The sequence below is a fragment of the Bacillus sp. 2175 genome (genome assembly GCF_057812155.1).
In genome coordinates this window covers 4,419,222-4,445,129 of record NZ_CM173819.1, presented here as the reverse complement: position 1 = coordinate 4,445,129, position 25,908 = coordinate 4,419,222, and the positions used below count along the sequence as shown (strand labels likewise).

General features: G+C 37.4%; 26 protein-coding genes. 20 read left to right on the top strand and 6 right to left on the bottom strand.

Going from position 1 to position 25,908, the window contains the following annotated elements; translation table 11 throughout:
- Window positions 1–103 precede the first annotated feature (103 nt).
- Together ACXKY9_RS23045 and ACXKY9_RS23040 are read left to right on the top strand one after the other, a co-directional pair.
- Complete coding sequence (locus ACXKY9_RS23045) at window positions 104–340, top strand: DUF2553 family protein (RefSeq protein WP_000533804.1); 237 nt, start codon at window positions 104–106, stop codon at window positions 338–340.
- Between the two features lies 1 nt (window position 341).
- Entirely contained in the window at window positions 342–524 is a 183-nt protein-coding gene (locus tag ACXKY9_RS23040; RefSeq protein ID WP_000621751.1) for a sporulation protein Cse60, read from the top strand.
- Between the two features lie 34 nt (window positions 525–558).
- On the opposite strand, the gene ACXKY9_RS23035 is transcribed toward ACXKY9_RS23040, so the two are convergent.
- Window positions 559–786 (bottom strand): DUF3973 domain-containing protein, encoded by a 228-nt coding sequence (locus ACXKY9_RS23035; protein ID WP_000498988.1) that lies wholly within the window; start codon window positions 784–786, stop codon window positions 559–561.
- A 423-nt stretch (window positions 787–1,209) separates the two neighbouring features.
- Here ACXKY9_RS23035 and ACXKY9_RS23030 point away from each other — a divergent pair, with 423 nt between their 5' ends.
- Both ACXKY9_RS23030 and ACXKY9_RS23025 read left to right on the top strand, forming a co-directional pair.
- Window positions 1,210–1,641, top strand: a complete 432-nt coding sequence (locus tag ACXKY9_RS23030; RefSeq protein ID WP_000437767.1) for an SRPBCC family protein — start codon at window positions 1,210–1,212, stop codon at window positions 1,639–1,641.
- Window positions 1,642–1,965, top strand: a complete 324-nt coding sequence (locus ACXKY9_RS23025) for an ArsR/SmtB family transcription factor (RefSeq protein ID WP_000098837.1) — start codon at window positions 1,642–1,644, stop codon at window positions 1,963–1,965.
- Between the two features lie 29 nt (window positions 1,966–1,994).
- Here the strand turns inward: ACXKY9_RS23025 and ACXKY9_RS23020 are convergent, their stop codons facing one another.
- Both ACXKY9_RS23020 and ACXKY9_RS23015 read right to left on the bottom strand, forming a co-directional pair.
- Window positions 1,995–3,434, bottom strand: coding sequence for an MDR family MFS transporter (locus tag ACXKY9_RS23020; protein ID WP_001228008.1), 1,440 nt, complete (start codon window positions 3,432–3,434; stop codon window positions 1,995–1,997).
- Between the two features lie 284 nt (window positions 3,435–3,718).
- The gene (locus tag ACXKY9_RS23015; protein ID WP_000558859.1) at window positions 3,719–4,990 is read right to left on the bottom strand and encodes a BaiN/RdsA family NAD(P)/FAD-dependent oxidoreductase; all 1,272 of its coding nucleotides are present in this window, start codon (window positions 4,988–4,990) and stop codon (window positions 3,719–3,721) included.
- Between the two features lie 294 nt (window positions 4,991–5,284).
- On the opposite strand from ACXKY9_RS23015, the gene ACXKY9_RS23010 reads away from it, so the two are divergent.
- Both ACXKY9_RS23010 and ACXKY9_RS23005 read left to right on the top strand, forming a co-directional pair.
- Window positions 5,285–6,937, top strand: coding sequence for a putative polysaccharide biosynthesis protein (locus ACXKY9_RS23010; protein WP_001284029.1), 1,653 nt, complete (start codon window positions 5,285–5,287; stop codon window positions 6,935–6,937).
- A 42-nt stretch (window positions 6,938–6,979) separates the two neighbouring features.
- Window positions 6,980–7,708 (top strand): pseudouridine synthase, encoded by a 729-nt coding sequence (locus tag ACXKY9_RS23005; RefSeq protein WP_001234947.1) that lies wholly within the window; start codon window positions 6,980–6,982, stop codon window positions 7,706–7,708.
- Between the two features lie 79 nt (window positions 7,709–7,787).
- Here the strand turns inward: ACXKY9_RS23005 and ACXKY9_RS23000 are convergent, their stop codons facing one another.
- Window positions 7,788–8,009, bottom strand: a complete 222-nt coding sequence (locus tag ACXKY9_RS23000) for a DeoR family transcriptional regulator (protein WP_000805512.1) — start codon at window positions 8,007–8,009, stop codon at window positions 7,788–7,790.
- Window positions 8,010–8,366: 357 nt separating this feature from the next.
- On the opposite strand from ACXKY9_RS23000, the gene pepV reads away from it, so the two are divergent.
- The 4 genes from pepV to ACXKY9_RS22980 all read left to right on the top strand — a co-directional run bounded on the left by pepV (window position 8,367) and on the right by ACXKY9_RS22980 (window position 13,800).
- Entirely contained in the window at window positions 8,367–9,773 is a 1,407-nt protein-coding gene (gene pepV / locus ACXKY9_RS22995) for a dipeptidase PepV (protein WP_001274251.1), read from the top strand.
- Between the two features lie 103 nt (window positions 9,774–9,876).
- On the top strand, window positions 9,877–10,422 hold the full coding sequence (gene thpR, locus ACXKY9_RS22990; RefSeq protein ID WP_000419000.1) for an RNA 2',3'-cyclic phosphodiesterase: 546 nt from the start codon (window positions 9,877–9,879) through the stop codon (window positions 10,420–10,422).
- A 211-nt stretch (window positions 10,423–10,633) separates the two neighbouring features.
- Window positions 10,634–12,775 (top strand): type I pullulanase, encoded by a 2,142-nt coding sequence (gene pulA, locus ACXKY9_RS22985; RefSeq protein WP_000921745.1) that lies wholly within the window; start codon window positions 10,634–10,636, stop codon window positions 12,773–12,775.
- A gap of 227 nt (window positions 12,776–13,002) precedes the next feature.
- Entirely contained in the window at window positions 13,003–13,800 is a 798-nt protein-coding gene (locus tag ACXKY9_RS22980; RefSeq protein WP_001986674.1) for a phosphotransferase family protein, read from the top strand.
- Window positions 13,801–13,803: 3 nt separating this feature from the next.
- On the opposite strand, the gene ACXKY9_RS22975 is transcribed toward ACXKY9_RS22980, so the two are convergent.
- Entirely contained in the window at window positions 13,804–14,082 is a 279-nt protein-coding gene (locus tag ACXKY9_RS22975) for a YtzH-like family protein (RefSeq protein ID WP_001122235.1), read from the bottom strand.
- Between the two features lie 228 nt (window positions 14,083–14,310).
- Between ACXKY9_RS22975 and trmB the strand changes: the two genes are divergently transcribed.
- Complete coding sequence (trmB, locus tag ACXKY9_RS22970) at window positions 14,311–14,964, top strand: tRNA (guanosine(46)-N7)-methyltransferase TrmB (RefSeq protein ID WP_001239385.1); 654 nt, start codon at window positions 14,311–14,313, stop codon at window positions 14,962–14,964.
- Window positions 14,965–15,033: 69 nt separating this feature from the next.
- Complete coding sequence (locus tag ACXKY9_RS22965) at window positions 15,034–15,888, top strand: YtnP family quorum-quenching lactonase (RefSeq protein ID WP_000436862.1); 855 nt, start codon at window positions 15,034–15,036, stop codon at window positions 15,886–15,888.
- Window positions 15,889–16,126: 238 nt separating this feature from the next.
- Here the strand turns inward: ACXKY9_RS22965 and ACXKY9_RS22960 are convergent, their stop codons facing one another.
- A complete protein-coding gene (locus ACXKY9_RS22960; protein WP_000118543.1) occupies window positions 16,127–16,438 on the bottom strand; it encodes a PepSY domain-containing protein in 312 nt (103 codons plus the stop codon).
- A 148-nt stretch (window positions 16,439–16,586) separates the two neighbouring features.
- Between ACXKY9_RS22960 and ACXKY9_RS22955 the strand changes: the two genes are divergently transcribed.
- The 8 genes from ACXKY9_RS22955 to ACXKY9_RS22920 all read left to right on the top strand — a co-directional run bounded on the left by ACXKY9_RS22955 (window position 16,587) and on the right by ACXKY9_RS22920 (window position 25,880).
- Entirely contained in the window at window positions 16,587–17,660 is a 1,074-nt protein-coding gene (locus ACXKY9_RS22955) for a M42 family metallopeptidase (protein ID WP_001031507.1), read from the top strand.
- A gap of 281 nt (window positions 17,661–17,941) precedes the next feature.
- Window positions 17,942–18,451, top strand: a complete 510-nt coding sequence (locus ACXKY9_RS22950; protein WP_000869937.1) for a DUF84 family protein — start codon at window positions 17,942–17,944, stop codon at window positions 18,449–18,451.
- An 82-nt stretch (window positions 18,452–18,533) separates the two neighbouring features.
- The gene (locus tag ACXKY9_RS22945; RefSeq protein ID WP_000838193.1) at window positions 18,534–18,848 is read left to right on the top strand and encodes a thioredoxin family protein; all 315 of its coding nucleotides are present in this window, start codon (window positions 18,534–18,536) and stop codon (window positions 18,846–18,848) included.
- Window positions 18,849–18,926: 78 nt separating this feature from the next.
- The gene (locus ACXKY9_RS22940; protein WP_000784588.1) at window positions 18,927–19,739 is read left to right on the top strand and encodes a DUF1444 domain-containing protein; all 813 of its coding nucleotides are present in this window, start codon (window positions 18,927–18,929) and stop codon (window positions 19,737–19,739) included.
- Complete coding sequence (gene ytpR, locus ACXKY9_RS22935) at window positions 19,736–20,350, top strand: YtpR family tRNA-binding protein (RefSeq protein ID WP_001006761.1); 615 nt, start codon at window positions 19,736–19,738, stop codon at window positions 20,348–20,350. Before ACXKY9_RS22940 ends, ytpR begins: the two co-directional genes overlap by 4 nt.
- A gap of 226 nt (window positions 20,351–20,576) precedes the next feature.
- The gene (locus ACXKY9_RS22930; protein WP_000813342.1) at window positions 20,577–20,921 is read left to right on the top strand and encodes a hypothetical protein; all 345 of its coding nucleotides are present in this window, start codon (window positions 20,577–20,579) and stop codon (window positions 20,919–20,921) included.
- Window positions 20,922–20,961: 40 nt separating this feature from the next.
- Complete coding sequence (locus tag ACXKY9_RS22925; RefSeq protein WP_000874054.1) at window positions 20,962–21,909, top strand: N-acetylmuramoyl-L-alanine amidase; 948 nt, start codon at window positions 20,962–20,964, stop codon at window positions 21,907–21,909.
- Between the two features lie 155 nt (window positions 21,910–22,064).
- Window positions 22,065–25,880, top strand: coding sequence for a DNA translocase FtsK (locus ACXKY9_RS22920; RefSeq protein ID WP_000888031.1), 3,816 nt, complete (start codon window positions 22,065–22,067; stop codon window positions 25,878–25,880).
- The last annotated feature ends 28 nt before the right edge of the window (window positions 25,881–25,908 follow it).

Here is a 25,908-nt window from a genome sequence, read left to right as displayed (position 1 = left end):
GTACAGGTGAGAAAGAGGGCATATCCACTTATTTTTAAGCATAAAATGTAAAAGCGCTAATACAATATACCTAAATCCGTTCTTTGCAAAGGAGGGAGAGAAGGTGGGGCGCACAATAAAAATTGATATTACAAATAAAGTTGTAGCTAAATTTAGACCAAATTATTTGGAATTATATACGAGTAAATTTATGATAGGTAAGTTTTATGTCTATACTGAAGATAAAAAATATGTGTTAGAAGACGGATATATATATGAGAATGGAAAGTTTTATCGCATCATAGATACGCACCGTGGCAATAATCAAGCGGCGGAGGGCTGCGATCTAGGATGGTGTTAACATGATTCGTGTGAAAGTGTTTGATGAAAGTCACGAAAAAGACTTAGAAGACGCTGTGAATGTGTTTTTGAAAAAGATTGATGATAGCAACTTTGTAGATATTAAGTATCAAGTTGGTGTTTCCATTAACGACGATGAAAACCAAATTTATTGTTTTTCAGCAATGATCGTTTATAAAGCATAAAAAAGAGCTGGCTCACCCAGCTCTTTTTTATGTTTTATGTTGGGACAACATGTGTCGGTAATACGTTCATAATAGATTGGGGTGTGCCTAATTTCTTTGTCGTTAAAAGAGGCTCCCCTGTTTCATGATTTTGGGCATCTTTACACATACCAAGGTGATAACGATCACCTAAAAATGGATCAATATAAAAACCGTTTTTGAATACTTTATCATTCGGATGTTTTTCATGATGAATATCAGAACAGTTAATGCAATAGAACATAGCTTTCATCCCCTTTTTATTTTTGTTTGAAAAAAGTGAGTCGGTAGTCATTTCGCTCCTGAGGAAATGTTGAGGAGAAGAGAAATAACTACCTACTCAAATGGTGGGCATATTCCTTCTGATTTGTCATATCTCGCGTATTGTCCCTTGAGGGAAGGAGGAGAGACGAAGTACGCATGATATAAGTAAGGCGCTTCTTTCAATATGAATGATGGAGTTTCATGTTGAGAGAAGTTTTTATTTTGTATTGCCTTTGTGAGTATATTATGAGGGAATGCTAAGAGGGTGTTTGTCCTGTTGAAAAAATGTTGAGAATTTCTCAACAGTAAAAGAATTGGCGTTGACATGAAACTAAAAGGTGTTATATTATCGAAGTATAACCAAAAGGTGTTATGTTGTAACGCCGAGTAAAGGAGAATGAAAATGGAACAACAAAATACATTAAATGATATTAAACAAACAATCGTTTTTAACGCGTCTATTCAAAAGGTATGGAGTGTAGTATCAACTGCAGAAGGGATTGCGTCATGGTTTATGCCAAATGATTTTGTATTAGAGGTAGGACATGAATTTCATGTGCAATCACCATTTGGGCCATCACCATGTAAAGTGTTAGAAATTGATGAGCCAAACCATTTGTCTTTCTCATGGGATACAGATGGCTGGGTTGTTTCATTTATTTTGAAAGACTTAGGAGATAACAAAACAGAATTTACGTTAATTCACGGCGGCTGGAAACATCCTGATGAAATTCTTCCGAAAGCAAATGCGAAGAGCTCTATTATTCGCGATAGAATGAGCGGTGGTTGGGTAGCAATTGTAAATGAAAAACTGAAAAAGGTTGTCGAAGGCTAAGTGTCCTCGTCAGCAGCGAAATATGATGTATTTCAAGCAATTGCTGATCCAACCCGCCGAGAAGTAATACGGTTATTAAGTGACAAAGAGTTACCGATTTCCAAAATAACGGATCATTTTCCGATGAGTCGTACTGCGGTTGTAAAGCACCTTCATATTCTTTCGGAAGCGAATTTAGTAAGTGGAAGAAAAAGCGGAAGAGAGAAGATATATCGTTTGCATCCAGAACCATTAGAAGAATTACAACAGTGGCTCTCATATTATGAACGTTTTTGGGATAATAAATTATCCATGCTGAAACATATTGTGGAGAATGAAGAATAAAAAAAGGATGACCAAAATGGTCATCCTTTTTATTGTTGCTCACTTGTTTGTGTAGCTGGCTTTAATAAAAGCCAACCGATAATTAATGTACATACTGCTAATACGAAAGTGCTCATATAAATAACGTGTACACTTGCAGCTAATGCGGATTGTGATTCAGTGGCTACACTTGCTGTAGTCCCGCCGTGTCCACCAGATACAAGATCAAGGTTTTTAATGCCGCGTGCATGAATCATCGTATTAAAGATTGTTCCAAAGATTGCAGCACCTAACGTTTGACTGAATGTATTAATAAATGTGTTTAAACCAACGGCTGTTCCGCGTGTATGAGCTGGTACGGCTGCTTGAATTGTTACCATGTAAATCGGTGTCACAAGCCCCATTCCTAAGCCGAATAATCCGACTGCTACATAAATAAGGAACGATGGTGAATTTGTTGATAGTGTAAATAATAAGAACGTAGCGACTGATAAAATGCTAGCTCCAAGTAAAATGATTTGTTTCGTTTTTAATTTGCCTACTAAGTTACCAGAGAAAATAGCGCCAAATGTCCACATAACAGGGATTGGCATTAAAATAAGTCCAGCTTCTGTAGCATTTTTCCCTAATACACCTTGGCTCCAAATTGGAAGGTACATTGTAATACTAATAATCATTGCGCCAGCAATAAGAGTTAATATATTTATCGTAGATAATGTGCGGTTAGAGAAAAGTGCTAGCGGAATTAATGGTTCTGGAGATTTTTTCTCGATGAATAAGAAAATAATAAATGAAATCGCGGCAAAGATTAATAGGCCGATAATTGTCATGTCTCCCCAGTTTTGCTTACTGCTACCTGTTAATAATGCATATAGTAGAGCGATTGTACTTAATGAGAAGACTGTTGCACCAAGATAATCGATATGATGCTTAGCAGCTTTAATAGATTCTTTGTAGTAAATTGCAATCATTAAGCAAGCGATAATTCCGAATGGAACGTTTAGGAAGAAAATATAGCGCCAAGAAAGGGAATCAACTAAAAATCCACCTACTAACGGTCCGATAACACCGGATACACCCCAAACGGCACTCATCCAACCTTGTGCTTTCGCGCGGTCTTTCGCTTCGCTATATAAGTCTCCAATAATCGTCATTGTGATTGGCATAACAGCACCAGCACCGATACCTTGAAGCGCGCGGAAAAAGATTAATTGTTCCATCGATGTAACGACTCCGCAAAGTGCAGAACCGACTAAAAAGATTGTAGCTCCGATCAGTAAAACTTTTTTACGGCCAAATAAATCAGCGAGCTTTCCGTATATTGGAGTCGAAACAGCTGTTGCAAGCATATAAATTGCATATACCCAACTAACAAGTTCGACGCCTGACAAATCACTCGTTATACGAGGGATTGCTGTACTAACAATCGTTCCTTCTACCGCAGAAAGAAACGTCATTAACATTAAAGACATCATGACTTTTTTTCTCATTTGTTTTCCCCTTACCCTTTTTTAAATATTCAACAATATAAAATATAAAGGTACTAAGGTAAATAAAGCAACAAAAAAGCAATGGAAAGTTACATGGAGCAGATATTTGTCGTTTCTTCTCGGTAAGTCGATAAATTTGGAAAATCGCCGATATAAGTTGCAGAATCGCTGATAAATTTGGGGAATCGCCGATATAAGTTGCGGAATCGCTGATATATTTGTGGAATTGCTCATATAATTTCATGTACCTATAAAAAAAGAAACAGGAATCCCTGTTTCTTTTTTTAATACTGCATTTTCGCGTTTTCTCCAGCTGTCGTTCCGGCAATTCTACCAGTAACAAGGGCTGATGTAATATTATAGCCACCAGTATAACCGTGAATATCAAGAACTTCTCCGCAGAAATATAAGCCGTTCGTAAATTTAGAAGACATTTCTTTCGGGTTAATTTCTTTCACGGATACACCGCCGCCAGTAACGAATGCTTTTTCAATTGACTGCGTACCATTTACATTCACAGTAAACTCTTTAAAGTCTTTCACAAGTGCACGAATCTTTTCGTGAGAAACTTGTCCAGCTTGTTCGCTACCGTCAATTTCATTTTTTTCTAATAAGAATAGGAAGTAACGTTCAGGAACATAACCTTTTAAAACGTTTTTAATTCCTTTTTTCGGATCTTCTTTCATTTGTTTCAGCATGCGCTGAAATAGTTGCTCACTATTTTCCTCTGGCAATGCATCAATACTCATTTGTATTGTATTCGTTTTAAACTTTTTCAGTGCTTTCACGACGAATTGACTACAGCGAAGAGCAGCGGGTCCGGATAGGCCGAAATGAGTGAAGAGCATGTCCATTTTGTGAGAAATGATAGCTTTTCCTTTCGGGTTTAATACACTTAAGTTTATATCACGTAAAGCAAGGCCTTGTAATGAGCGGTCACGTATAAACGGCTCGTTTGAAAGGATAGGTACTTCTGTTGGGAATAATTCTGTGATTGTATGACCCGCTTTTTCAGCCCAAGCATATCCGTCTCCAGTAGATCCAGTTTGAGGAACTGATTTTCCGCCAACAGCGATAACGACGTGATTTGTTTCTAACACTTCACCTGTTTGCAGTATAACTGCTTTCGTTTGACCATTTTCATATTCAATCGTTTCAACAGGCGTATTTGTACGAATTTTTACACCTAAGTCTTTTAATCGTGTTAAAAGTGCGTCTACAACAGATTGTGCTTTGTTTGACACAGGGAACATGCGACCGTGGTCTTCTTCTTTCAATTTAACACCAAGATTTTCGAAGAATGTAATAATATCTTCATTATTAAAAATAGAAAAAGCGCTGTATAAGAAGCGACCGTTTCCTGGTATATGTTTAACAATTTCATCAAGTGGTAGACGGTTCGTTACGTTACAGCGTCCGCCACCAGAAATTGCAAGTTTACGCCCAAGTTTATTTCCTTTATCAAGAAGTAAGACATTTGCGCCTTCTTCTGCAGCACCAATTGCAGCCATTAGCCCAGAAGGACCGCCGCCGATGACAATAACATCATAATGCATAATATATCGACCTCATTTTCTACATTTCCTGCCTAAAAGAATAGCATGTTTTCCCTTAAAAGAAAAATAGAGTGAAGTACTGCTTAATGAGAGAATTGTGGTACAATACAAAAGTTAGAGTTCAGCACTATCCTGCCATTTGTAGGCGATAAGACTAAAACCTCAAGATTTAGGAGAAGTAAATAGGGAGTCTGTTAGCCTGTAAATGCTCGAATGGTTCAACTAATAAGGAGTAGGAGAGAAGTCTCCAACTAATTATAGTTTCACTTTATGTAGATGTAGGAGGATTTTTGTATGTCCGATTCGAAATTTCTGCGCGGAACGCTTATTGTTACGCTAGGGACATTTTTAGTAAAGTTCTTAGGCATGATTTACGTCTTTCCGTTTCATGCATTAGTAGGAACAGAAGGCGGAACGCTCTATACATATGGATACATTCCATATACGATCTTTTTAAGTATCGCAACGGCAGGTGTGCCACTTGCTGTTTCAAAATTTGTTTCCAAATATAATGCGCTTGGCGATTATAAAACGAGCCGGAGAATGTTCCGCTCGGGAATGGTTATGATGATAGTAACAGGAGTTCTTTCGTTCCTAGTACTGTACATGACGGCGCCATTGTTTGCAGAAGCGATGCTTGGTAAACAAAGTATACACAATAATGTAGGAGAAGTTACGACGATTATTCGTCTTGTAAGTTTCGCACTTATTGTTGTACCAGCAGCGAGTTTAATTCGTGGTTATTTCCAAGGTCACCAGTCTATGGGACCAACTACCGTTTCACAAATTATTGAACAAATTATTCGTATCGTCTTTTTATTAGCAGGTAGTTTTATCGTTATTAAAGTACTTGGCGGTACAGTTGCAACAGCAGTTGGAGTAGCGACATTTGCTGCGTTCGTTTCAGCGGTTGGAGCACTCGGTGTGTTAATTTGGTACTGGTTAAAACGTAAAAAATATTTGGATCAATATCTAATTGAACAAACTGTACCAGAATCAACAGTAAGCACCGTTCAATTGTTTAAAGAGTTATTTGCATATGCGATTCCTTACGTTGTAATTGGGTTAACAATTCCTTTATATCAACAAATTGATACATTGACATTTAACTCAATTATGCAGGCGATTGGTCAAGGTGATATCGCAGAGCGAGCTCTCGGTATTTTCACAATGTGGACGCATAAGTTAATTATGATTCCTGTATCACTTGCAACAGCGTTTAGTTTAACGCTTGTACCAGCAATTACAAAATCATTTACTGAAAAACAATACCGCTATTTGAAATTGCAAATTACACAAACATTCCAGGCGAATATGTTTTTAACATTGCCAGCAGTTGTCGGTATTTCTTCACTGGCATATCCAATTTATACTGCGTTTTACGATTCAGATCCACTAGGTGGACAAGTATTAATGTGGTATGCACCAGTTGCGTTGTTATTCGCTTTATTTACAGTAACAGCGGCAATCCTGCAAGGTATTAACCAGCAGAAGCATGCGATTATTGCGCTTATAATGGGCGTTATTTTGAAATTTGTATGTAACGTAATCTTTATTCGTTATTTCGGTACAGTAGGAGCAATTCTAGCAACAGCAGTTGGTTTCTTAGCTTCTGTTTGGTACACAAATCAACAAATTAAAAAATACGCACACTATTCATTCGGTGTTGTATATAAAAGAACATTCCAAATTGCAGTACTAACACTTATAATGGTCGTTGCTGTAAAACTATCACAATGGCTTCTATCCTTCATGATTTCGCCTGATGGCCGTATTGGTGCTCTTATAACAGTTGCAATTTGTGCAGGTATTGGCGGTCTTGTTTACGGATTGTTAGCAATTCGCACAGGAGTACTTGAAAGAGTATTTGGCGGAGAAGCATTAGATAAAATTCAACGTAAACTTGGTAGTAGATTTAAAATAAAGTTGAAATCAAGAGGGGCGTAATTACGTCCCCCTTTTCTATGATAAATAAAGAAGGTGAAAAACGTGAGATTAGATAAATTATTAGCAAATATGGGATATGGAAGTAGAAAAGAAGTAAAGAAATTATTGAAAGACGGCGTTGTGAAAATTGATGGAACGCCAGTAAAAGATGCGAAAGTTCATGTAAATGTAGAAGAGCAAGAAGTTATGATTCACGGTGAAGTTGTGGAATACAAAGAATTTGTTTACTTAATGATGCATAAACCACAAGGTGTTATTTCAGCGACGGAAGATGATAATCATGAAACAGTAATAGATTTATTAGAATTAGAAGATGCAATCTTTGATCCGTTCCCAGTTGGACGACTTGATATCGATACGGAAGGTTTCTTATTGATAACAAATGATGGGAAGTTATCACATCAATTATTATCTCCGAAAAAGCATGTGCCGAAAAAATATTATGCACACGTTGCAGGAGTAGTAACAGAAGAGGATGTAAAAGAGTTTGCTAAAGGTGTTATTTTAGATGATGGCTATGAAACGAAGCCAGGTGCACTTACAATATTGAAAAGCGATGATATTTCTGAAATTGAGCTTGTGATTACGGAAGGGAAATTCCATCAAGTGAAGCGTATGTTTGAAGCGGTAGGGAAAAAAGTAGTCTACCTAAAGAGAACAGAGATGGGTCCGTTAGTATTAGATGAAGAACTAGAACTTGGACAATACCGAGAGCTAACAGATGAAGAAGTAGAAATGTTAAAAACATATCAAGTAGATACTGAAAAGTAGTACCTTTATAGGCGCAGAAAAGACCCCTTTCTAATTATTAGAAAGGGGTATGTATTTATTTACATACAATTATTTTTCATTATGAGGTCATTCTCACTTTCTTTCCTGTTGTTGTCCACTTACCGCGGCAAGGGCTATACACGAGTTCATTAAACTGCAACACATTTAGATCACGTTGTATCGTTCGCGGTGTGATCCCGAACTCATCTACAAGGTCTTTCGTCGTTACCGTTCCGTTTTCATTGATGTACATATAAATTGATTTAATGCGTGTTAGCATACGAGTAGTTGTAGGTTTCAAGAGAAAACCACTCCTCTACTAGTTTTTTTGACCCCATTCAGGAAAGAAGGTCGTTACTACCATTGTACTCTACATGATAAAATTCATGCTTTAATCTACTTAAATTTTACAGAAATTTAACAAATATTCATATAGAAAAATATTGGTAGTTGACATTGTATATATGGTCAGTCAACTAACACATAAAATTCTACGTAAAACGCCAAATTCCTGCAAATTTTTTTGAAAAAATAAAAGAAAAACTAATAAGAAATATCTGAAATATTACAATTGTTCGGTATTTAGTTTTCGTGTATGGCATAAGAGATTTCGGTTTGTTATGATGAAAGAAACAATATAGTGAAGGATGGATGCGTGATGTCAGCAATTAATTGGACAGAAGAAGTTGCGAAACGAAAAGATGATTTAATTCGTGATACACAACAATTTTTACAAATTAAAAGTGTATGGGAAGAAGAATCGGCGAAAGAGGGCGCACCATTCGGTGAAGGTGTAGAAAAAGCTTTATCTTTCATGTTACATAAAGGAGAAACTGAAGGTTTTGCTTCTAAAAATTTAGAAGGATATGCAGGTCATCTTGAAATGGGACAAGGAGAAGAGTTAGTAGGCATTCTTTGTCACGTTGATGTTGTACCAGAAGGAGATGGCTGGACGACTCCTGCATATAGTGCGGATATTCGCGATGGAAAGATTTTTGCACGTGGTGCAATTGACGATAAAGGCCCAACGATGGCAGCATATTATGCGATGAAAATTGTGAAAGAATTAGGCTTACCTCTTTCCAAACGTGTTCGTATGATTATAGGAACAGATGAGGAAAGTAATTGGAAATGTGTAGATCACTACTTTAAAAATGAAGAAATGCCAACAATCGGTTTTGCACCAGATGCAGACTTTCCAATTATTAATGCAGAAAAAGGAATTTCTGACATACAAGTTGTGCAAAATGGTAGTGAAGAGAAAAAAGGTACATATGAACTTGTTTCATTTGATTCAGGGCGCCGTTTAAATATGGTTCCTGATTTTGCAGAAGCGGTTATTACAGGAGAAGATGTAAATGCACTTACAGTAGCATATGAAGAGTATTTACAAACTGCTAAAAAAATAGGGAAATCGACTATAGAAGGAAATGCAGTGACGTTGCAAATAGAAGGAATTTCAGCGCACGGATCTACTCCTGAAAAAGGAGAAAATGCAGGTTTATTATTAGCAAACTTCTTAACTACAGTTTCACTTGATGGAAAAGCAACTGCATTTGCGACATTTGCAACAGAAACATTTACTGGTGATATTTTTGGTGAAAAAGCTACTATTGCTTATAAAGATGAAATTAGCGGTCCGTTAACAGTGAATGTCGGTCGCATTTCTTATACGAAAGAAAACGGTGGTAACTTAGGGCTAAACGTACGTTACCCAGTTACAACTAACTTTGAAGAAACAATTGTGAAGTTGAAAGAATATGTTGGTACGCATGGTTTTGAAGTGGCTGACTATTCTAATTCTCGCCCACATCACGTCGATAAAGATCACGTATTAATCCGTACGTTACAACGTGTGTATGAAGAACAAACAGGTGAAAAAGCAGAACTATTAGCAATCGGCGGCGGTACTTATGCTCGTTCATTAAAAGCTGGTGTGGCATTTGGCCCGCTATTCCCTGGAAAAGAAGAACTTGCACATCAAAAAGATGAGTATATCGAAATTGAAGACTTATTAAAAGCAACAGCAATTTACGCGCAAGCAATTCATGAATTAGCGAAGTAATGGATATATAAATAATGTCCGCTCTCTATTTTGGAGAGCGGCTTCTTTTTACCTGAATGAGATAAGAAAGAAAAGCAACAATAGAAAGAAGGAGAAGATGTACATGGAACTGCATTATTTTGTCGCAATTACGTTACCGAATCATATAAAAGAAATGCTGTATAACTATAAAAAGGACATGCAAGAGGAATTACAATTTCGTTCATGGGTACATAAAGAAGACTATCATATTACCCTTTCATTTTTAGGGAGTGCAACGGAGGAACAATTAGAGGGAATAAAAAATGGATTACAAACAGTTGCAGAAACAAAAGAACTATCGTTCACGTTACAAGGTTTTTCAACGTTTGGTAGGGAAAATCAGCCCCGTATTTTTTGGGCGAAGGTAAGTGAGAATCACGATTTGTTTCAGTTGCAAAAGCAAGTACATGCCATTTGTGAAGAAAATGGATTTTCTCTAGAAATACGCCCGTATCACCTGCATATTACCGTTGCTCGTAAATGGATAGGAGAAGAAAAGTTTCGTTTAGAAAGTATAAAAGAAGTGCCTGAAATATCATTTCAAGCAGATACAATTACTTTATACGAATCCCACGTGAAAGAAACCCCGAAGTATAAATCGATTGCTGAAATAAAATTACAAAAATAGAATGTTGAAAACGTTTTTTATGCAGGTGAATATACTATAGAGAAGAATGGAGTTACTGTATAGAGTCTTGTTGATAAGAAAAGCCTTATCATTTGCAGCTCATTTTATCTCGCCTAATTGGTGAAGGCTAATAATAAGTGAGGATGGAAAAATTTTCTCGCTCATTAAAGTTTCACTTTATTTTAACTTTGAGAATGATGGTGATTTTTTTATGTTGAAAGTAAAACGTCCATTTGATGCCTATTTAGATGAAATGAATAAAATTACAATTTTGCTCCCACATGCGTATGGAACAAGTCGGACATTTCGTTTGCAAGAAGGAAGTAATGTGAAAGATTTACCGATTGCTCATACTATTGCGCTTCCAGATGCAACGAAGTATGAGTGCTTTATAGAAGAGCCGCTAGATGTGGGGAAGTATTATACAGTACGAGATGAACGGAATGAAGAAACTGATTTACAAATAGGTGCTGTTATTCGAACAAAAATTTTCGATGAAAAGTATTATTACGAAGGTACAGATTTAGGTGCTGTGTATCAAAAACAAGAAACGACATTTAAAGTATGGGCCCCAACTGCAAGGCTTGCGAAAGTAAGAATTTATAAGAGTGATAAAGAATATACCGATCATGAAATGTACAGGGGAGAAAACGGAGTTTGGATTCAAACATTACAAGGTGATTTAGACGGAGCACGCTATACATTTCTTGTTTGTATTAATTTAATATGGAACGAAGCGGTGGATCCTTACGCAAAGTCAGTGACTGTAAATGGAAAGTATGGCATTGTTATCGATTTAGAAAAGACGACTGTAACGAAACGAGAGCAATTACCACCATTACAAGCAATGACAGATGCCATATTGTATGAATTGCATATTCGTGATGCTACTATTCATCCGAACAGTGGAGTGAGTAAAAAAGGGACGTATAAAGGGCTAATGGAAGAAGGAACAACAGGACGAAATGGGACATTGACAGGTTTGTCTCATATAAAAGATTTAGGCGTTACGCATGTTGAATTATTACCTTTATATTGTTTCGGTGGTGTAGATGAGGCGAATCCTTCGTCCGCCTATAATTGGGGATATAATCCATTATATTACAATGCACCAACAGGATTTTATGCTACAAACCCCTCTGATCCGTATAACAGGATAGTTGAGTGCAAACAACTAATTGAAACATTTCATGAACAAGGTATTAGGGTGATTATAGATGTTGTATATAATCATGTTTATGAAAGAGAGCTATCATCATTTGAGAAGCTTGTTCCAGGATATTATTTTCGTCATGGTGAAGATGGTATGCCTTCTAATGGGACGGGAGTCGGAAATGATGTAGCGTCTGAACGGAAAATGATGAGGAAATTCATTGTAGAGTCTATTTTATATTGGCTTACTGAATACAATGTCGATGGATTCCGATTCGACTTAATGGGAATTTTAGATGTTGATACAATGAATATGATAGAGAAAGAAGTGCGAAACATAAAACGAGATGCTTTGTTATTAGGAGAAGGATGGGATTTACAAACACCGCTTCCTCTTGAGGAAAAAGCAACGTTAAATAATGCGAAGAAAATGCCACATATCGCGCAGTTTAATGATCAATTTCGTGATGGGATAAAAGGGAGTACATTTCATATAAATAAGCGTGGTTTTGCATTTGGTGGGCATGTAGACTGTAATCATTTGCAGTATATTGCAGCAGGAAGTCTTTTAAGTATGAAAGAAACAGGGCTGTTTTTAGAGCCGGCGCAAAGCATTAACTATGTAGAATGTCATGATAATATGACGATGTGGGATAAACTAGTGCGCAGTAATGAAGAATCAGAAACGATTTTGAAAAAACGTCACCTATTAGCGAGCGCAATGGTTATTCTTTCACAAGGCATTCCTTTCTTACACGCAGGGCAAGAGTTTTATCGTACGAAGAAAGGAAATGAAAATAGTTATAATGCAAATGATGAGATCAATCAATTAGATTGGGATCAAAAAGAGAAAGAGATAGAGACCGTTAACTATATAAAAGGTTTAATTGCGATTCGTAAAGAGCATGGGGCATTCCGATTACAAAATGCAGACCTTATAAAAAAACATATGACTTTTTTACAAACATCTACAGAAGTACTTGCATATCACCTAGAGCATGCAGAATCGTTTGGGCCGTGGAAAGAGATTATCGTCTTATTTAATAGCGGTTTAGAAGCTAAAACTGTGCAACTTCCGAAAGAAGCAACGTGGCATGTGTTAGTAAACGAAAACGAAGCGAAAATAGAGCCAATTTCTTCATTTAGAGGAAAGGAACTTAGGCTCGCTCCAATTAGCACGTATATATTGACGATAATGTGACAAATCGCTACTTGACGATGAGAATGTAATAAATGTAGAATTGACAAAGGTGACGATTTTGATAAGTTGTCATTCTATGACAGGTTTTGTAAAATAAAATAGAGGATTTTTGGCTTAGGCTAATTTTTCTTTTCATTTACAGTAAAATATATGAATCCACAACATGTGTAGAAATGTTGCGGTTTTTCTTTTCATAACTATAAAAGATAAGGATTTGTTAACGGGTAATGAATATGGAATGGTTGGAACAATTATTAGGAAAAGAGTGGAGTCTTGTACCGGCTGGTGGAGTAACGGGCGATGCATATATTGCGCAAAACGGACAACAGAAGTTATTTTTAAAGCGGAATACATCGCCCTTTTTAGCGGTATTGTCAGCAGAAGGAATTGTTCCAAAATTACTTTGGACAAGAAGGGTAACGAATGGTGATGTAATTTCTGCTCAAAAATGGCTTCCGGGACAGAAGCTAGAGCCAGAGGATATGAAACTAGAACGTGTTGCGAAACTTTTAAAGAAAATACACTCCTCTAAAGCGCTTGTACAGATGATTCAAAGACTTGGGAAGCAGCCGCTTCACGCACAAGAGTTATTACAACAACTGCAACTCGTTTTAAGAGGAGATATAAGGGATGATGAAACAATTCAGCAAGGCCTTCAATATTTAATGGATTCATTAAAAGCTATTGAATACAATGAATTCGTTGTATGCCATTGTGATGTAAACCATAACAACTGGCTATTGTCGGATGAAGATGAATTGTTTTTAATTGATTGGGATGGAGCTGTAATTGCTGACCCAGCTCTAGACCTCGGTATGTTATTATATTGGTACATTCCGCGCCAGGAGTGGAGTGAGTGGCTCGGTTATTATGATATTGAAATGGATGAATCGCTGCTTAGGCGTATGAGATGGTATGTGATAGCACAAACGATTTTGTCTATTCAATGGCATACAACAAAAAAACAGCAAGCAGAAGCTGAATATTGGCATCAATATTTACAGCAACTACTTGCTTCAGAATAATACTTAAGAAAAATTGTCCATTCCAGCAATCCACTGAGTAAGTTGTTCTTGATTATTGGAAATATGGTTGTCCAAATTAGAGGAAGATTTACCCGATTGACTATAAGAATATACATCGTTTAGCATTGTTTTAGCGTCACTACTTATATTATCGTTTGCGAGTAACGATTGAATGAGGCGCTCTAATTGCTCGCATTCTGAAACTGTCCCGCAGCAATCACTTTGGTGGTTGACTAAAATATCTTTCAGCACTTCTAATTGATGTTGTTGATTAATTGGCATGAACGGATCATCCTTTCGATTGTTTTTCTCTTCAAATGTAAGAGAAAAAGCTGTTTCGTCATGGAATGTTTAATGCTGTATGTAGTTTTTATCAAAATGGTACATCTTATACTTGAAAGAAACGGACCGAGTGCTCGTACGTACTTGGTTTTTTGTTTGGTAGATTGATTAAAAAAGAAAGAAGGAATTATTCCTTTAAAATAGCTATGTAAAGAGAGGGAAACATCTATGCGTTTAAGACATAAACCGTATGCAATGGATCGAATTAATGAATATTCACATATCGTAATCGGAAACCCAGAGGAGCGCGCTGGTAGCTGGAAAGAAGTATTTGGAAACGAACAACCAATTCACATTGAAGTAGGTACAGGTCGTGGCCGCTTCATGTATGATATGGCAAAAGCGAATCCACATATTAATTATATTGGAATTGAAAAATTCACAAGTGTTGTTGTAGATGCACTTGATAAATTAATTGAAGAAGAATTACCAAACTTAAAGTTAATTAATAAAGATGCTGAAGATTTAACAGTTTTCTTTGCGAAAGGTGAAATTGATCGCGTTTATTTAAACTTCTCAGATCCATGGCCAAAGAAACGTCATACGAAGCGTCGTTTAACGTATAAAACATTTTTACGTAATTACGAAGAAGTGTTAGTAGAAGGCGGAGAAATTCATTTCAAAACAGATAACCAAGGTCTATTTGAATATTCTCTTATGAGTATGGCTGAGTATGGTATGTTACTAACGTACTTAAGCTTAGATCTTCATAACAGCGACTTTGAAGGTAACATCATGACTGAATACGAAGAGAAATTCTCTAGTAAAGGTCATCGTATTTACCGAGTTGAAGCAAAATATCGTACAGAGCCTATGCAGTAATGCATAGGTTTTTTTACATCTAAAATAATCAGAATTTTATGTTAAGATTAATTGAAAGGGGGATGTGTAATGGAACAGTTACAAATTGGAGATATAAAAGTAACGTGGTTAAAAGGCGGGAATACACATTTAGACGGGGGAGCGATGTTTGGTGTTGTGCCGAAAGTACTTTGGTCACGTAAGTATAAACATAATGATACAAATCATATTTATTTACGAACAGATCCGTTACTTTTGCAAACGAAAGACGGAAATATGCTCATTGATTCCGGAATAGGAAACGGTAAATTGAATGAGAAGATGAAGCGGAATCAAGGTGTAACAGAAGAATCATCGGTTTATGAATCATTAGAAAAACTAGGATTAAAGCCAGAAGATATTCACTATGTTTTAATGACGCACCTTCATTTTGATCATGCATCTGGTTTAACAAAATGGGAAGGTGATCACCTTGTACCAGCGTTTCCGAACGCGAAAGTTTACGTAAGTGAAACAGAGTGGAATGAAATGAGGAACCCAAATATTAGATCCCGTAATACATATTGGAAGGAAAATTGGGAGCCGATTGTAGATCAAGTTGTTACGTTCCAGCAAGAAATAGAAATTACAGATGAAATAAAAATGGTGCATACAGGTGGTCATAGTGATGGACATGCAGTTATTGCTTTAGAAAGCCATGGGGAAACGATGCTTCATTTAGCAGACCTATTACCGACGCACGCACATCAAAATGTATTATGGGTAATGGCATACGACGATTATCCGATGACCTCGATTGAAAATAAACAAAAGTGGATGAAGTATGGTGCTGAAAAAGAGGCATGGTTTACGTTTTACCATGACGCATATTATCGCGCTGTGAAGTGGAATGAGGAAGGGCATATCGTAGAAAAAGTAGAACGGAAAACGAGTATAGAAGCATAAAAATAGGAGGTTGTTCCATCATATTTATTGGAGCAGCCTCTTTTTTATTGTCGGGTTTTGTCGGTAAGTCGATATATTTAAACAAACGCTGATATAAATTGAGTTGCGCCGATATAATTGGGAAATCGCTGATATAAATTGAGTTGCGCCGATATATTCGGAAAATCGCTGATATAATTTTAATCAATACCCGCAATTTCAAAAAAATAAGAGGTTCACCTAATGGGAACCCTCCTTTTTATGCTGCTATAACCTCTAAAACAGTACCTGTTTTAGCATCAACTAAAAATTCAAATCGTTCTTGTATATCATTTAACATTGTTGTAAGACCGCCGCGATAAACTTCATATGCGACATCATATTTTTCAAATGTCTCTGGAACCATATGTACCCAAGAGCCAGTAATTTCACCTTTATGACTTAATGCTTGTTTCACCATTTTCAATGCTTTTTCTGAAGAAATATGGGATTGTTCTTGTACTTTGTTTGCAACGAGATAACCAGCTGCGAACCCAACGCCAAGACCTGCTACTAAACCTTTCCAGCTCATATATTCACCTCAATTCTATAAAATAAAAATAGTGTACCGATAATAATTATAAAGCAAATACAGCTAAAAAAGAAGAAACTAGAAACATTTCGAAAATTTCGTTACAATAAAAGAGGTATTCTACTAAGGTTTGAAAGAAGGGGACTTCGTGAATAAAGAGACATTACAATTATTTCGTACGTTAACAGAATTACAAGGTGCATCAGGTTTTGAACATGATGTACGCCGTTTTATGAAACAAGAATTAAGCAAATATGCGGATGAAATTGTACAAGACGGTTTAGGTAGCGTATTTGGTCTGAAAAAAGGGGACGAAACTGGTCCGCGTGTTCTTGTAGCAGGTCATATGGATGAAGTAGGTTTCATGATTACGCAAATTACGAAAAACGGAATGCTTCGTTTTCAAACGTTAGGCGGATGGTGGAGTCAAGTTTTATTAGCACAGCGTGTACAAGTTATGACGAAGAATGGTCCTGTTATTGGGGTTGTTGGTTCTATTCCTCCTCATTTATTAAGTGACGCGCAACGTGCAAAACCGATGGATATAAAAAATATGTTAATTGATATAGGTGCAGATAGTTATGAAGACGCGATTGAAATTGGTGTAAAACCAGGACAACAAATCGTGCCGATTTGCCCATTCACGCCGATGGCAAACGAAAAGAAAATTATGGCGAAAGCTTGGGACAACCGTTACGGATGTGGTCTTGCAATCGAATTGTTAAAAGAATTAAAAGATGAAACATTACCAAATACATTATATTCTGGTGCTACTGTACAAGAAGAAGTAGGCCTCCGCGGAGCGCAAACAGCTGCAAATATGATTCAACCAGACATTTTCTATGCGCTTGATGCAAGTCCAGCAAACGATGCATCTGGTGACAAAACACAGTTCGGTCAATTAGGAAAAGGTGCTCTTCTTCGTATCTACGATCGCACGATGGTAACACATAGAGGAATACGCGAATTTATTTTAGATACAGCAGAAACAAACAACATTCCGTACCAATACTTTATTTCACAAGGTGGTACAGATGCGGGCCGTGTACATACAAGTAACTCTGGTATCCCATCAGCAGTAATTGGTGTTTGTGCACGCTACGTTCATACACATGCTTCAATTTTACATGTTGATGATTATGCAGCGGCGAAAGAATTAATTACGAAGCTTGTAAGAACAACAGATAAAACGACGTTAGAGACAATTAAGAATAACGCGTAGAGAAGAAGGGCGAAAAACCCTTCTTTTTTTAGGTTGAATAGATGACCCAGCGATGAGTGGTGGCGGTTAGTGCCTAATGGGTGCTCGAATGATGTATTAAGACCGCGGGTAGGAAGAAAGAAGAAGCCTGTTTTTGTGTTTAGGACCAGTAATATTTTAGAAAGCGACCTTCTTTTATGGGGAGAAGGAATTCCCTGATGGTGTGTGGTAGTGGTTGGTACTTAATTTGTGCCGAAGCGGATATTAGAATAGAATGATGAATTTTTATAGAGGTGAACGAAATGAAAGTAGTAGTTGGATCGAAGAATAAAACGAAGGTTGGCGCTGTGGAGAAGGTTTGGAAAGATGCTGAAATTACATCTCTTTCTGTTCCGTCAGGAGTATCAGCTCAGCCTTTCTCAGATGAAGAGACGATGCAAGGAGCGATCAATAGAGCGAAGCGAGCGCTAGAGGACGGAGAAGCTCCAATTGGGATTGGGCTAGAAGGCGGCGTAATGAAAACGGAGCACGGTTTATTTATGTGTAACTGGGGCGCGCTAGCAACAAGTGATGGGAAAGTATTTGTGGCCGGAGGAGCGCGTATTACGTTACCAGACGATTTTTTAGCACCTCTTGAAGATGGTAAGGAATTAAGCGAAGTGATGGAAGAGTTTGTGCAGCGAAAAGATATTCGTAGTCACGAAGGTGCGATCGGTATTTTTACAGATGATTATGTCGACCGTACGGAATTATTTGTACACGTTGTTAAGTTGTTAGTTGGGCAATATAAGTATGACAAAAAGCAAGCATAAACCTTGCACCGTGCGCGATGTATGGTAGTATAAAAGAAAGATTATAACATGAAAAATGTACCCGTTAGAGGAGGAAATATAGATGAAGTCATTAGAAAGCATGGAGCAATTCCAACAGTTAAAAAATGAAGAGAATGTAGTCTTTATGTTCTCAGCAGAATGGTGCCCAGACTGCCGCTTTGTAGACCCATTTATGCCAGAAGTAGAAGAGAAATATAGTGATTTCTCATTTTACTATGTAGATCGCGATGAGTTTATTGATCTATGCGTAAAATTAGACGTATTTGGCATTCCGAGCTTTGTAGCGTACAATAAAGGTGAAGAAACTGGTCGCTATGTAAACAAAGATCGTAAAACACAAGAACAAATCGAAGAGTTCATTGAAGGTTTAAAATAAGGCAATTTGCCAATTGAATTGTAAAACAACCTCTACCTTCGCGGGGGAGGTTATTTTTTTGGAAGGGAGGAAAAAGAGATGAAGATGACAAGTAAAAAGATGAAAGATGAGCTAATAAAGAAATTATCTCGCCCAGAATGGGACTTTCAGTATGATAGTGAGAAAGAAGTTTTACGTATTGAACAAAAAGACTCCAAAAAAGGTATTAACGTATCGCTTCCAGGAGTTGTGGCAAAATGGGAAGTGAACAAAGAAAAGGCAATTGAAGAAGTTGCTTATTACGTACAAGAAGCGCTAATTGCGATGCATAAAGAAGAAAATAGCGGAGCGAAAATTTTACCTGTTATTCGCTCTACTTCTTTCCCGAAACAAGCAGAAGAAGGAAATCCGTTTATTATGACGGATCATACGGCGGAAACACGTATTTACTATGCGTTAGATTCGAATAAAACGTATCGACTAATTGACGAGCGTCTATTACAAAAATTAGAACTTACAGAACAGCAAGTGCGTGAAATGGCATTATTCAACGCACGCTCATTAGGTTATGAATTTAAACAAGACACAGTAGCGGGTAATACATTCTACTTTTTAAACACAAATGATGGGTATGACGCGACTCGTATTTTAAACGAATCGTTACTACAATCGATGCGTGAAAAGATTTCTGGTGACATGGTTGTTGCTGTTCCTCACCAAGATGTATTAATTATTGCTGATATCGTCAACGAAATCGGTTATGATATTATTGCACAAATGACAATGAAATTTTTTGCCGAAGGGCATGTTCCGATTACATCACTTTCATTCGTATATGAAGATGGAGAATTTGAACCAATCTTTATTTTAGCGAAAAATCGGAAGAAGACAGATGGAAAAGAGAAAGGATGAACGAAGTGAACGTTTTTTACAACCTTGAAGGAATTGGTGACACTTTAATTGTTGCCTTACAAGATATTACTTTAGAGAACCGTACTTTTGATCGCAAAGGAGATGTTGCACGCGTATACGATCGTGAAAGCAACGAGACAGCAGGATTCAACATCTTTAATGCATCTTCTTACTTAGAAGTAAAAGAAACAGGCAACCTTACATTAACGAAAGAGCTTGTAGAGAAAATCAACGAAATTTTAGCGAAGAATGGCTTTGAAGAAACAGTAGAAGCAGATCTTTCTCCGAAATTTGTTGTAGGCTATGTAGCTGAAAAAGAAAAACATCCAAATGCTGATAAGTTAAACATCTGTAAAGTAGAAATCGGTACAGAAACATTACAAATCGTATGTGGTGCACCAAACGTTGATGCAGGACAAAAAGTTGTCGTTGCAAAAATCGGCGCTGTAATGCCAAGCGGTATGTTAATCAAGCCAGCTGAGCTTCGCGGTGTTCCTTCTTCTGGAATGATCTGCTCTGCACGTGAATTAGAGCTTCCAGATGCTCCACAAGAAAAAGGTATTCTTGTATTAGAAGATAGCTTTGAAGTTGGACAAGAGTTTAAATTTTAATTGATATAAGAAAAGAGAGGTTGTCCTTTTGGACAGCCTCTCTTTTTTTGTCATTCTTTGTCGGTAAATCGAAATTTCGTGTTAAATCGTTGATATATTGAGAGTTGTGATAGATATATTTAAAAAATCGTTAATATGATAAGGATGTCACTTTTTTTCTTAAAATCTATATTGTATTTTATAAACAATCTAGTTAAAATTTAGAAAAGTAGAAGGGGATAGAAGTATGAAACAGCAACCAAAAATCGCAGAACTTCTAAAACGAATTGAAACTTCAAAACAGCAAGATGTTGAGCTAGGTACTTATGAAATATATTTGTTTAGTGAAAGTGAATTAGAAAAAGGACAAATCGGTTACCGATACGATAAACATAAAAATTCATTAATAAGTGAAGAACACGGAAAATGGAAAGAAGAATGGATTACAATTGGATATGAAACGGATATGGGCGATCCAGTTTTCGTAAATATAGATGATGCCGCTTATCCGCTTTATACTGCAGAACGTGGTACAGAAAAATGGCAACCAGTTTATATTGGAAATATAGATGAGATTATAGGGCAATTATAAGAAAAACTTTGAATCCGGTGCAAAGTGATGGGAGAGAAGTATGAAGTATATAAAAATAATGAGCATGATTGCATTCATTGGAATATATATGGCCGGTTGTTCACAAGGGCAGCCGAAAAAAGAAACTACATCTTCTATACAAGAGAAAAACAAAGATACCAAAGAAGACGCACCGGTAGAAAAGCAACAAGAAAAGAACGAAGAATCGCAAGCAATTCAAACGAATGAGCAAGTAGAACATAAGCAAGAGGAAGTATCATCTGATGAAAAGAAAGAAGAAACTACGCCAGTGCAGCCGACTGAGCAACCAGTGCAAAATAATGAACAAAAAGTAGAGAGTAATGAAAAACAAGAGAAGTTTCTCGTCGTTATTGATCCAGGGCATCAACAAAAAGCGAATTTAAATTTAGAGCCGATTGGACCAGGGGCAACAACGCAAAAATATAAAGTGACAGACGGTACAACAGGTGTTGTGACGAAAAAGAGAGAGGCTGTACTTGTATTAGAAATGGCTTTTTTATTAAAAGAAAAGCTTGAAGCAAAAGGGATACAAGTATTAATGACGAGAACATCACAAGACGTTGATATAAGTAATAAAGAAAGGGCGACATTCGCAAATAATCATAAGGCTAATTTATTTTTACGTCTTCATGCAGATGGTTCTGAAAATCCAAACCAAAGTGGATTCGCTGTATTGACGCCGGCAGAAGGAAGTCCGTATACGAAAGAGATTTATGCGGAAAGTCTTCAAATCTCTCAAACGATTGTAAATAAAATGAGAGAGAATCAACAAGTGAAAGTGAATGGAATTAAATTCAGGGATGATCTTTCTGGATTTAATTGGTCCAAAGTACCTGGTGTACTATTAGAACTTGGGTTTATGTCAAATCCTGAAGAAGATAAAAAATTATCTGACTCGCAGTATGTAAATTCCTTGTTGCAAAGTGTAACGGATAGTGTAGATGAATATCGGAAGAGTAAAGCTTAAACGCAGTCTTACATGAAAGACTGCGTTTTTTTATATGAAAACACTCGTAAATTAGAATATTATGGATAAATATGACATGCTTAATTTTACCTGCACTTTTTGCCGAATGCTGATACAATAAAGGATGTTACTATTTAGTAGAAAGAGTGGTAAGCATGTTAGATTGGATGAAAAAGCTGTTTAACAAAGAGGAAGAACAAACAGCGATGAATAAAGAAGTACCAAAGCAAATTGAAAGTCAGCCGAAAATTCCTCGTGTAAACCACTACACTGAAGCAAGAGAAGCACAAATGGCAAGTAGGAATGCAGGTAAATGCCGTTTTCCTTTAGTACCGGATAATGGGTTCGATGAAGAGGATGAAAGCGAAGTAAATCGCTTCGAAGAACAACCTGTTCAAGGAGTAACATATGAAGAACCGACTGCCCAAAGAGGAATAAAGGTGGAAAGAAGCAGACGACCGTATGTGGAAAAGGTAGTTTCTACATATGAAGAGCCGGAAGTGCAATATGAACCGGTGCGGGAGTCTGTCGTAAAGAAAGCATCTACACCAGCGCAAGAGAGTAACCGTAGACCATTTCGGCCAACAGAAATGATTTCGCCAATTTATGGATATAATCGTCCTTCAGTAGAGAAAAAGGAAGAAAAGCAGGAGGAAGTAAAGGAAAGAGAAGACCTTGAAATATCTGTAGAGGGTAAATCAGTCGTTGATGCATGGTTAGAGAAAAAAGGATATACATTATCTGATTTCTCAGAAGGACAAGCACCAACTTCTTCTAGTCATAGAGCTGCTAACCAGCAAGGAGAGCAACAATATAAAGAGAATAAAAAGGAAGAAAAGTCAGTAGTTGATCAATGGCTAGAGAAAAACGGTTATGAAATTGAACGCCAAGTGCCTTTAGTAGAAGAAAAAGAAGTGATTCAAGAAATGAGTACACCGCAGGAAGTTTCAGCGGATGAATTACTTCATAAAACAGTAGCTGAGCAGATGGAAAGTGCTAAGCTAGAAAAAGATGTAGTGGTGTTAAACGAAAACAATCTACAAGAAGAATTAGTAGCTTCTAAAGTAGAGCACGAGGATACAATATTATCAGAAGAAATTAAACGTAATACAGAAATAAAACAACCTACTATTGAAGTAGAAAAGCAAGCTCCAGAAGAATCAGTGATTGTCAAAGCAGAAGAAAAACTTGAAGAAACAATCATTGTGGAAATACCAGAAGAAGTGTCAAAAGTAGAAGTAATTGCAGAAACGGAAGAGTTTGAAGAAGTAGTTATGGAAACAGAGGCACCTGAAGAAGTGGAAGTAATTACAGAAACAGAAGAGTCAGAAGAAGCTGAAGTAATTGCGGAAGCAGAAGAGTCAGAAGAAGTAGAAGTAATTACAGAAACAGAAGAGCTAGAAGAAGTAGAAGTAATTGCGGAAGCGGAAGAGTCAGAAGAAGTAGAAGTAATTACAGAAACAGAAGAGCTAGAAGAAGTAGAAGTAATTGCGGAAACAGAAGAGCTAGAAGAAGTGGAAGTAATTACAGAAACAGAAGAGTCAGAAGAAGCTGAAGTAATTGCGGAAGTAGAAGAGTCAGAAGAAGTGGAAGTAATTGCGGAAGCAGAAGAGTCAGAAGAAGCTGAAGTAATTGCAGAAATAAACGCGCCTGTAGTAGAGACATTTGTAGCACTTGAGGAAATTCAGCAAGAAGATGAAGCAATTGAACAAAAGAGTGAATTCATACATGTTGCTGAGGCTGATGAACAAACGAAGAAAGATGTTCAAAGCTTTGCGGATGTTTTAATTGCAGAAGAACAACCAGTTGTAGAAGAAGCGCCAGTCGTAGAAAAACAACCAGTTGCCGAGGAAACACTAGTCGCAGAAGAGCAACGAGTTGTAGAAGAAGCGCCAGTCGCAGAAGAGCAACAAGTTGTAGAAGAAGCACCGGTCGTAGAAGAGCAATCAGTTGTAGAAGAAGCGCCAGTCGTAGAAGAACAACCAGTTGCCGAGGAAACACCAGTCGCAGAAGAACAACCAGTTGTACAAAAAGAAGAACCAAAACGTGAGAAAAAGCGTCATGTACCATTTAATGTTGTTATGTTGAAACAAGATAGAACACGATTAATGGAAAGACATGCAGCTAGAGCAAATGCAATGCAGCCTTCTGCTAATGTACGAGTAGAGAATAAGCCAGTGCAACAAGAGGTAGCAGAACCACAAGTGGAAGAACGCCCAGTGCAGCAAGTAGCAGCAGAACCACAAATGGAAGAGCACCCAGTGCAGCAAGTAGTAGCAAAACCACAAGTGGAAGAGCAAACAATGAAGCAAGTAGTAGCAGAGCCACAAGTGGAAGAACGCCCAGTGCAGCAAGTAGTAGCAGAACCACAAGTGGAAGAGCACCCAGTGCAGCAAGTAGTAGCAGAGCCACAAGTGGAAGAACAACCAATACAGCAAGTAGTGGTAGAGCAAGTACAAAAGCCAATTTCAAGTACGGAAGTACAAGAGAAAGCATATGTTGTAAATCAAAGAGAGAACGATATGCGAAATGTATTGCACACACCACCGACATACACTGTTCCGCCATTAGCGCTGTTGTCGATTCCACAGCAATCAGCGTTAGATAATACTGAATGGTTAGAGGAGCAGAAAGAATTATTAGATACAACGTTTAATAATTTTCACGTTGGAGCACATGTTATTAATGTATCGCAAGGTCCGGCAGTCACTCGTTTTGAGGTGCAGCCAGACCCAGGTGTGAAAGTAAATAAAATTACAAATTTAAGTGATGATATTAAGTTAAGCTTAGCTGCGAAAGATATTCGTATTGAAGCACCGATTCCAGGGAAGAGTGCGATTGGAATTGAAGTTCCAAATAAAGAAAGTAAGCCAGTATTTCTTCGTGAAATTTTAAGAAGTCCTGTATTCACAAAGAGTGAATCACCGCTTACTGTTGCGCTGGGGCTTGATATTTCAGGGGATCCAATTGTAACGGATATTCGAAAAATGCCGCACGGACTTATTGCGGGGGCGACGGGTTCAGGTAAAAGTGTGTGTATTAACGCGATTTTAACGAGTATTTTATATAAAGCGAAACCACATGAAGTGAAGTTAATGTTAATCGATCCGAAGATGGTTGAGCTTGCACCATACAATTCTGTTCCACATCTTGTAGCACCTGTTATTACGGATGTAAAAGCAGCGACAGCTGCATTAAAATGGGCAGTTGAGGAAATGGAACGCCGTTATGAATTGTTTGCGCATGCTGGTGCTCGTGATTTAACTCGCTACAATACGATTGTAAGTGAGCGAGAAATTCCAGGAGAGACATTACCTTATATCGTTATTGTCATTGACGAGTTAGCCGATTTAATGATGGTAGCACCTGGTGATGTTGAGGAAGCGATTTGTCGTATTGCGCAAAAAGCACGTGCTTGTGGTATTCATTTATTAGTAGCAACGCAGCGTCCATCTGTAGATGTTATTACAGGTTTAATTAAGTCAAATATTCCAACGCGTATTGCGTTTACTGTATCATCTCAAGTTGATTCGCGTACGATTATTGATATTGGGGGCGCGGAGAAATTACTTGGCCGTGGTGATATGTTATTCTTAGGGAACGGTACATCTAAGCCAGTTCGTGTACAAGGTGTATATGTATCGGATGATGAGATTGAAAAAACAGTTGATCATGTGAAAAAGCAAATGAAGCCGAATTATTTATTTAAGCAAGAGGATTTATTAGCGAAAACAGAACAAGCTGAGTCGGAAGACGAATTGTTCCTTGATGCATGTCAATTTGTTGTAGAACAAGGGGGAGCGTCCACATCTTCTGTACAGCGAAAATTCCGCATCGGTTATAATCGCGCGGCACGTCTCATTGAAGAGATGGAATCGCAAGGAATTATTTCTGAAGGTAGAGGAACGAAACCGAGAGATGTCCTTATTTCTGAGGACGAATTTGCCGCTATGCAGGAAACGAATGTATAGTAAACGGTTTTGCTGTATACTAAGAGAA